The organism is Geminocystis sp. CENA526 (assembly GCF_050753365.1).
Classification (GTDB): domain Bacteria; phylum Cyanobacteriota; class Cyanobacteriia; order Cyanobacteriales; family Cyanobacteriaceae; genus Geminocystis.
Genome location: NZ_JBLZFY010000141.1, coordinates 1 through 8,625, shown reverse-complemented (window position 1 = coordinate 8,625; position 8,625 = coordinate 1). Strand labels below are relative to the sequence as shown.

Below are 8,625 nucleotides of genomic sequence, written 5' to 3'. Positions count from 1 at the left end.
ACCTGAGGGAACTATAAAATGATGAAGATAAGAGGGTAGAGAGGGGGAGGAGGGGGAAGAGGGGGGAAGAGGGGGAAGAAAATGCTGTAAAATCTTCATTAAATTTAGTACATAACTATAAAAAATCAATTTACTTATTACTTCATCTCAACCAAAAATTTAAGAATGAAACAGCCCCGCCTCTTAGGCAGGGTAGTTTAGTGAATTATACAGCTACAGCTTTTTTGACAGTTGCACTTAATTCACCTTTGGCATATTTAGCCGCAAAATCATCGAGACTTACTTGTTTGATTTTACTTGCATTTCCAGCAGTCCAGAATTGCTGATAACGCTCTAAACAAACTTGTTTCATGTATTTGATAGAGGGTTTTAAGAAGTGACGAGGATCGAAGTTAGAAGGATCTTTCATCGCTGCTTCACGGATTGCCGCAGTAATCGCTAAACGGTTGTCAGTGTCGATATTTACTTTACGAACACCGCTCTTGATACCTTTTTGGATTTCTTCGACAGGTACACCGTAGGTTTCAGGAATATTTCCACCATATTGGTTGATCATGTCTAACCATTCTTGAGGTACAGAAGAAGAACCGTGCATTACTAAGTGAGTATTAGGTAATTTAGCGTGGATTTCTTCAATACGGCTAATGGCTAAGATTTCACCAGTAGGTTTACGGGTAAATTTGTAAGCACCATGACTTGTACCAATAGCAACGGCTAAAGCATCAACTTGAGTACGTTCTACAAATTCTACGGCTTCATCAGGATCAGTTAAAAGCTGAGAATGATCTAATTTACCTTCAAAACCGTGTCCGTCTTCGGCTTCACCCATACCAGTTTCGAGAGAACCTAAACAGCCTAATTCACCTTCAACACTAGCACCGACAGCATGAGCAACTTCAACTACTTTTGCAGTAACATTTACGTTATATTCAAAAGTAGCAGGGGTTTTAGCGTCTTCTTGTAATGAACCATCCATCATAACGCTAGTAAAACCGTTACGGATAGCAGAATAACAAGTGGCGGGGCTATTACCATGATCTTGGTGCATAGCAATGGGAATATGAGGGTAAGTTTCAGTTGCCGCTAAAATAAGGTGACGGAGGAAGTTTTCTCCTGCATAGCTACGCGCACCACGGGAAGCCTGTAAAATAACAGGGCTATCGGTTTCGTGAGCGGCTTGCATAATGGAGAGAATTTGCTCTAAGTTATTAACGTTAAAAGCAGGAATACCATAACCATTTTCGGCAGCGTGATCTAACAATAGCCTCATGGGAACTAAAGCCATAAATGTCCTCCTTTATCTTTTGTTGATTTATTTTAAAATTTTCTTTGTTAAGAATCTTAACCTATTATGACTCAATCAGCAATTAGTAATTCTTTAATCCTTTTTTGTCATCTATTCTGTCTTGCTACTAGCATCTGTAGCGTCATCAGCGTAGCCGAAATATGCACCAACCGAGGAATAGAGAATGGGCAATAGAGTTTAGTTTTGAAGATTTTTAAGAATTAATTAATCAAAAATGCAAGTTCAATGCGTCTTAGCTGACTTACAATAATCAATATTATTTATTATAATGATCAAAAATATGACTATAAAAATTGTAAAAAATGATAAAAATAAATATACATCTCTTTTCATTAATTTAATCATCTTTTTTTTATTACTTCCTTTATCAGATTACATAAAACACGCTGATTTTTTGTTTCCTTTAAGTTTATTTTTAATAATTATTTTTGCTATAAAAACTTTAAATTTTCCTCAAAAAATTATTAAATTATTTTTTATATTAACCGCATTATCTTTCTTTACAAATCTATTAAATCTTTATGATCAAAGTGGTATATCAAGACTGTTAACTTTCGTCACTAATATTTTTGATATTATCTTTTTAACACTTTCTATTCTAAGTATTTATCATAAAATTAATTCAGAAACTAAAGTTAATAATGATGTGTTGCGAGGGGGAGTTTGTATTTATCTGATGTTAGGTATTATCTGGTATTTATTTTATACAATAATTTATTTTTTTGATATAAATGCTTTTCATTTTCCAGATTACAGAAGTTCATCTGAGAATATTAATTTATTTTATTTTAGCTTTGTTACCCTAACAACTGTCGGTTATGGTGATATAACTCCTGTTAATAATTTTGCTATGATTTTTAGCAATTTAGAAGGATTATTTGGACAACTTTTTCCTGCTATTTCGATCGCAACTTTAGTCAGTTTATATAAAAAATAAGGCAACAGTAATTGTGATAAATAAAAAGATTTATTATTAGATACAGAGTTTAATATTTATCTCTTTTGATACATGATTTTGTCAACTAATTACAATTCTTATCATAATATTTTTTGACAAATAATAACACTAATAATATAATGTTATAAATTATTAACTATTAAAACTATTCATTATTTTAGGAGGCTCGATTTTTTTCAAGTACCTGAAATTTTTGGAGATATAAAATATACTTTTATGAACTGGAAACGATCGATCTTAGCCATTTTAACTATACTGTCCATGTATAGTGTGTTTTTTGCCCTTAGCCATAGTTTAGGTGAACCACAAGTTCAAGCACAATTAGAATTATATCAAACAAACTTGATTCTCAATGCTTCTTCATGGAATCCCCAACAGGAAAATATTAGCAATATTAGTCAGAATTTAATCGGACAAAATCCTCTCTCTGTGGCACAATTTAGTTATGAAAAAGCCTTAAATTTAACTTCAGACTCTCTCAATAAATTAGCAGAAAATGAAGGTTCGATCGTAACTGAAACTCCTCGACAACAATTAAAACAAAATATCGCTAAAAACCAAGAAGTTATTGAGGACTTAAATTTAAAATTAGCTATTATAACGGCTGAAGAAAATAATCTCAATTTAGCTAATACTTATTTAAGTAAAATATCGGATCAAAATCTTATTAATACTTTAAATAGTATTTGGATAAAAAGAGAAGATATAGATTCTAATGCAGAGAAAATAATTAATAATAGATTAGAGGGATGGTTTCAATTAAAAACTTTAGAGCGTTTATATGATGTAGAAAATAATCAAGTTAAGTTAGAAAATATTTTAGATGAACAACAAATATTAGCTCAAAAAGCTATTACAACATTGTTTGCATTGAGTTTAATTCCAGTATTTGGAGGAGTAATTGGCTTTGGAATCTTAGTATTTTTACTAACTCAATTACTGCTAAAAAAACAAGACTCGATTTTAGCTATTAATTATAATAAAACGTGGGAATCTCCTTGGAATTGGGAAACTATTTGGCAAGTTTTCATAGTCGGTTTTTTCTTCCTTTCTCAAGTATTATTACCGATAATTTTCGGTGTCAGTGGTTTTAATCCAGCAGTGTTAGACATCAAGGGAAAAGCCTTATACGTTTTATGCAGTTACTTTTTGATGGCAGGAGGAGGATTATTGGTGTTATACCTGAGTTTAAAACCCTTCTTTCCTTTACCCGAAGATTGGTTTAAATTAAGTAACAAAAATTGGTATTGGTGGGGAATCGGTGGCTATTTGGTGGCAATTCCTTTAGTGTTTTTGGTTTCCATCATCAATCAATTAATCTGGCAAGGTAGAGGAGGAAGTAACCCTTTATTACTTTTAGCTTTGGAATCTCAAGATAAATTTGCTTTAATTATCTTTTTCGTCACCGCTTCCATTGCGGCACCAATCTTTGAGGAAATCATGTTTCGAGGCTTTTTGTTACCCTCTCTCACCCGTTACTTTCCTGTTTGGGGTTCGATCGTACTGAGTGCTGTAATTTTTGCGGTTGCTCATTTAAGTTTAGCAGAAACCATACCCTTGGCAATTTTAGGCATTATTTTAGGTATAGTTTACACTCGATCGAGAAGTTTATTAGCTTCTATCACTGTTCATAGTTTATGGAATAGTGGCACATTATTCAGTCTTTTTTTGCTAGGCAGTAGTTAACTAAATGTCGAAAGAAGTCCCAAGCCTAGTTTTCCACAAAAATATTATTAAACAGGCGTTGGGATGAATTTCGACCAAAATATAGAAATGTTTTGTTTGATACGCTAAAATCAATAAAATAAGAATTCATGCAGGACTGGCGGAATTGGCAGACGCGCTAGATTCAGGTTCTAGTGTCCGCAAGGACTTCCGGGTTCAAGTCCCGGGTTCTGCATTAAAAATATAACTTTATTTATCTAGTCTTCTAGTCTTCTCCTCATCACAATACTTTTTCAGCACCCCCTAAATATTAACCTTTATGAATTTACTTTACAAAACTTATTATTTCTAATGATAATGAATTGTCGATTATTAAAGGTTCATGGTTATATATAAACAAATTAAAAAGTTTTAATAAAGAGTCTTAATTTGGTAAAGTAGATCACGATAAATCTAACTATACTTATTCTCCATCCTAATCAATAGCAGGAAGACTTATGTAGGGATAAGTACAACTTAAGATTAAAAATTTAAAGAAAATTAACAAACAAAGAGAGGTTAAATTATGAGGTTTCGCAACCTATTAGTCGCTTTCCTGATCGTCTGTTTAGGGTTTTTAGGCGCTTGTAGTAGTGATACTGCGCAGGCTTACGATCCTAAATCTATCACCTATGATGAAATTCTTAATACAGGATTGGCTAACAAATGTCCAGAAATTTCTGACTTTACTCGTGGTACTATTAATATTTCTCCTGAGCAACCCTTATCGATCGTGGATATGTGTTTAGAACCACAGGAATACTTTGTTAAAGAAGAACCTACTAATAAAAGACAAAAAGCTGAGTATATTCAAGGTAAAATCTTAACCAGAGATACCACCAGTTTAGAACAAATCAGAGGTACTTTGACTGCTGATGAGAACGGTGTTTTAACTTTAACAGAACTAGATGGTATTGACTTCCAAATTGCTACAATTTTATTACCCGGTGGTGAGCAAGTACCTTTCTTCTTTACCATCAAAAAATTAGTAGCTACTACTGAAGGTGGTTTTACCTCTGTAAATACTTCGGCGGATTTTGTGGGCAAATTTAAAGTCCCATCTTATCGTGGAGCTTCTTTCTTAGATCCTAAAGGACGTGGTTTAACCAGTGGTTATGATAATGCTGTGGCTTTACCGGCGGGTGCTGATAAAACAGAATATACTCGTAATAACATCAAAAATGCTGATTCTTACCAAGGAGAAATCTCTTTACAAATTACTAAAGTAGATCAGGATACTGGGGAAATTTCTGGAGTATTTGAAAGTGAGCAACCTTCTTCTACAGATTTAGGAGCTGAAGATCCTGAAGAAGTTAAAATTCGTGGTGTATTCTATGCCCGTTTACAACCTCAAGTTTAATTAATAGTTTCTTCGTTCGATCACCAAGTGGCTCGATCGAAATCTTTGGTAAAGGTAGGGAAGTCTGAGTCGGATACTTCTGAAAATGATGAAGACTAGACAAGTGGACAAGTGGACAAATTACCAATAGTTGTCTATTTTTCAATACAATTTAGCCTAAAACCGACAACCTACCCTTATCAAAGATTCTTGCATTAAACTCAAGATATAGTGTATAGTTTGTTACTAATAATCGATAATTGATCATTTTCCATTCCTAATTCCTAACTGTAAAGATGTCCCTACTTGATTGGTTTGATAATTTAAGAAAGTCTGAACCTGAAATAAAACCGCAACAAGAAAGAGAAATTGCCGATGGCTTATGGACAAAATGTCCTGAATGTGGAGTTTTAGCTTATACCAAAGATTTACAGGCTAATAACATGGTTTGTTTTGATTGTGGTTATCACATGAGAATTTTTAGTGATGAAAGGATTGAACAATTAATCGATGCTAAAACATGGCAACCTTTAAATCATCATCTTAAACCCACTGATCCCCTTAATTTTCACGATCGAAAAAGTTATAGCGATCGACTTAAAGAATTACAAAATAAAGTTCCCTTAACCGATGCAGTACAAACGGGAACAGGATTAATAGACGGCTTACCCATTGCCTTGGGGGTAATGGATTTTCGTTTTATGGGGGGTAGTATGGGTTCGGTGGTAGGAGAAAGACTAACTCGTTTAATTGAATACGCTACCGCTAACGCCTTTCCTGTGGTGATTGTTTGTGCTTCTGGAGGTGCAAGAATGCAGGAAGGAATGTTGAGTTTAATGCAGATGGCGAAGATTTCTGGTGCATTACAGAGACATAAAGAGAAGAAATTATTATATATTCCCGTGTTAACTCATCCCACAACAGGGGGAGTTACTGCCAGTTTTGCGATGTTAGGAGATTTGATTTTAGCTGAACCGGGGGCAACTATTGGTTTTGCAGGAAGAAGGGTTATTGAGCAAACCTTGAGGGAAAAGTTACCTGATGATTTTCAAACTTCTGAATACTTAGTTAAACACGGTTTTGTAGATTCGATCGTACCTCGTACCCAATTAAAGAAAACTCTGGCTAATTTAATCAGTTTACATCAACCATTTTTTTCGATCGAAGGGCATAATTAGAAGTTGTTTTAGATGCGTCTTAGCTTAAAAAGGTTGGTTATATAAGAGTTTTATTGATTTTAGTATTGCTATAGGTAATTGGACAAAATTAATTTCAGAAGGCAATGAGCTTAATTGTCCATTTTTCCATATTCTTACAATAAGAAACACTGTAAATAATTTTGTCTATCTACTTAATGGATTTCTGATTGCTATACTGTAGAAGAGCCGATAAAATTTACTATTATGATGGTTATTCTCTATCATTTTACATTCTATTTTGTGCCATTTGGGAGGCATTTTGACTAATTTCTTCAGCTAAATTAAATAATTCTCTCCCCGTATGTAAATAATATTCATCATAAGTTTGACTGAATCTTTCTAATTCTTCAATACCATCAATAATATGATTTAATCCATAGTAAAGATTGGCGGCAATTCCTGCATAAAGACTAGGATTTGGTTGGGATGTTAAAATATTTCTCGCCTTTTCTAATTGATAACGACAGTTATCTAAATAATTAGTAAATACTAACATTAATCGATCATCAAATAAATCTGCGGATAATTCCTCTATCTGATAATCCAGTGGATAAATGATTTTATTAATCAGATTAAATACGGGCAAATAAACTTCTTTTAACCAACGAAATTGCGAAGATTCATCTTCTTTTTGTTGCTTTCTATTATGGTGATAGTAGCTGGTGGCATGATGAGTATTATTCTGTCTATTTTCAACAGATTTAACTAATTTTTGTCTTAATTTTTGATCATAAATTTGACGATTTTTTTCGTCACTAAGTACCTCATAAGCGGCGTTTAATTTGATGATTCGATCGTGATTAGCGTTTTTATGTTGACTGTCGGGGTGAAATTCCTTGACTAATTTTCGATAAGCCTGTTTAATTTCGATCGAACTAGCATTACTTTTTATTTGTAAAATCTCGTAATAATTCATAGGGTTAAGCCTTTTAATTTGTAGGTTGGGTTAGCGAAAGCGTAACCCAAAAAAAATCGTATCTAATTTATTTATAACTGTCTTAAACTAAATCTTGAAATAAAACTGTACTTAAATAACGCTCTCCAAAACTAGGCTGAATCATCACAATCAGCTTACCTTCATTTTCCTTCCTTTTAGCTAATTTTATCGCTCCTGCTAACGCCGCACCACTGGAAATCCCCGATAAAAGTCCTTCTTCCCGTGCTAGTTTTCTACCATACTCGATGGCTTCTTCATCGGTAATAGTAATAATTTCATCGATTAATTCTGTGCGTAATACGTCAGGAACGAAACCTGCTCCAATACCTTGTATTTTATGAGGACCGGGTTTTCCTCCTGATAATACACTGCTATTTTGTGGTTCGATCGCAACGGCACGGAAAGAGGATTTACGAGCTTTAATTACTTCTGCAATACCTGTAATTGTGCCTCCTGTGCCGACTCCAGACACTAAAAAGTCGATTTTTCCTTCAGTGTCTTCCCAAATTTCTTCGGCGGTAGTCTGATGGTGAATTTGAGGATTGGCAGGATTTTGAAATTGTTGCAACATATAAGCATTCGGCATAGTATCAGCGATTTCTTGGGCTTTTTGGATACAACCTTTCATCCCCTCACTACCGGGGGTTAACTCTAATTTTGCCCCATAGGCGCGTAACATTGCCCTTCTTTCTAAACTCATGGTTTCGGGCATGGTTAAGATTAACTCATAACCTTTCGCCGCCGCCGCCATAGCTAAAGCAATACCCGTATTACCAGAGGTAGGCTCAACTAAAATGGTTTTTCCTGCTTCGATTAATCCTTCTTTTTCGGCGGCATTAATCATATTAACGCCAATACGATCTTTTACGGAAGCAGCAGGATTCATACTTTCTAATTTGACAATAATTTCTGCTACACATCCTTCACTCTGGGGAATGCGATTAAGTTTGACTAAGGGGGTTTTTCCTACTAATTCGGTAATATTATTGGCAATTTTCATTTTTATCTATCTTATTATCGTTGTATATTCTGTATTTTACTGATTTTTGGTCGATCGAAAAAATTTAGCTTAAACGGCGAGAAGCCCCACACTTTGTTTTCGAGTAAAAAAAATAATTAAAACAAGTGTGGGATGAATCGCCAGTGACGTGATAAAATAACTATAGGTTAACCACCTCAACC

General features: G+C 34.1%; 7 protein-coding genes and 1 tRNA gene. 5 read left to right on the top strand and 3 right to left on the bottom strand.

The window, feature by feature from the left end; genetic code table 11:
• Positions 1–205 precede the first annotated feature (205 nt).
• A complete protein-coding gene (gene fba / locus ACN4EE_RS20975; RefSeq protein ID WP_431708453.1) occupies positions 206–1,285 on the bottom strand; it encodes a class II fructose-bisphosphate aldolase in 1,080 nt (359 codons plus the stop codon).
• Between the two features lie 301 nt (positions 1,286–1,586).
• Here fba and ACN4EE_RS20970 point away from each other — a divergent pair, with 301 nt between their 5' ends.
• The 5 genes from ACN4EE_RS20970 (at position 1,587) to accD (ending at position 6,485) form a co-directional block, all read left to right on the top strand.
• Positions 1,587–2,243 (top strand): potassium channel family protein, encoded by a 657-nt coding sequence (locus tag ACN4EE_RS20970; RefSeq protein WP_431708452.1) that lies wholly within the window; start codon positions 1,587–1,589, stop codon positions 2,241–2,243.
• 237 nt (positions 2,244–2,480) lie between these two features.
• Complete coding sequence (locus ACN4EE_RS20965; RefSeq protein ID WP_431708451.1) at positions 2,481–3,950, top strand: CPBP family intramembrane glutamic endopeptidase; 1,470 nt, start codon at positions 2,481–2,483, stop codon at positions 3,948–3,950.
• A gap of 130 nt (positions 3,951–4,080) precedes the next feature.
• A tRNA-Leu gene (locus tag ACN4EE_RS20960) sits at positions 4,081–4,164 on the top strand.
• Between the two features lie 330 nt (positions 4,165–4,494).
• A complete protein-coding gene (gene psbO / locus ACN4EE_RS20955) occupies positions 4,495–5,328 on the top strand; it encodes a photosystem II manganese-stabilizing polypeptide (RefSeq protein WP_431708449.1) in 834 nt (277 codons plus the stop codon).
• 275 nt (positions 5,329–5,603) lie between these two features.
• On the top strand, positions 5,604–6,485 hold the full coding sequence (accD, locus tag ACN4EE_RS20950; protein WP_431708448.1) for an acetyl-CoA carboxylase, carboxyltransferase subunit beta: 882 nt from the start codon (positions 5,604–5,606) through the stop codon (positions 6,483–6,485).
• Between the two features lie 247 nt (positions 6,486–6,732).
• Here accD and ACN4EE_RS20945 read toward each other — a convergent pair whose 3' ends face one another.
• Complete coding sequence (locus ACN4EE_RS20945; RefSeq protein WP_431708447.1) at positions 6,733–7,422, bottom strand: DnaJ domain-containing protein; 690 nt, start codon at positions 7,420–7,422, stop codon at positions 6,733–6,735.
• Positions 7,423–7,504: 82 nt separating this feature from the next.
• Entirely contained in the window at positions 7,505–8,443 is a 939-nt protein-coding gene (gene cysK / locus ACN4EE_RS20940; protein WP_431708446.1) for a cysteine synthase A, read from the bottom strand.
• Positions 8,444–8,625: the final 182 nt, after the last annotated feature.

What these genes read in the sequence shown, in the direction of transcription:
- ACN4EE_RS20965 (WP_431708451.1), top strand. Translation starts at nt 2,481, where the DNA reads ATGAACTGGAAACGATCGATCTTAGCCATTTTAACTATACTGTCCATG.
- ACN4EE_RS20945 (WP_431708447.1), bottom strand. Translation starts at nt 7,422, where the DNA reads ATGAATTATTACGAGATTTTACAAATAAAAAGTAATGCTAGTTCGATC.
- psbO (WP_431708449.1), top strand. Translation starts at nt 4,495, where the DNA reads ATGAGGTTTCGCAACCTATTAGTCGCTTTCCTGATCGTCTGTTTAGGG.
- ACN4EE_RS20970 (WP_431708452.1), top strand. Translation starts at nt 1,587, where the DNA reads ATGACTATAAAAATTGTAAAAAATGATAAAAATAAATATACATCTCTT.
- cysK (WP_431708446.1), bottom strand. Translation starts at nt 8,443, where the DNA reads ATGAAAATTGCCAATAATATTACCGAATTAGTAGGAAAAACCCCCTTA.
- fba (WP_431708453.1), bottom strand. Translation starts at nt 1,285, where the DNA reads ATGGCTTTAGTTCCCATGAGGCTATTGTTAGATCACGCTGCCGAAAAT.
- accD (WP_431708448.1), top strand. Translation starts at nt 5,604, where the DNA reads ATGTCCCTACTTGATTGGTTTGATAATTTAAGAAAGTCTGAACCTGAA.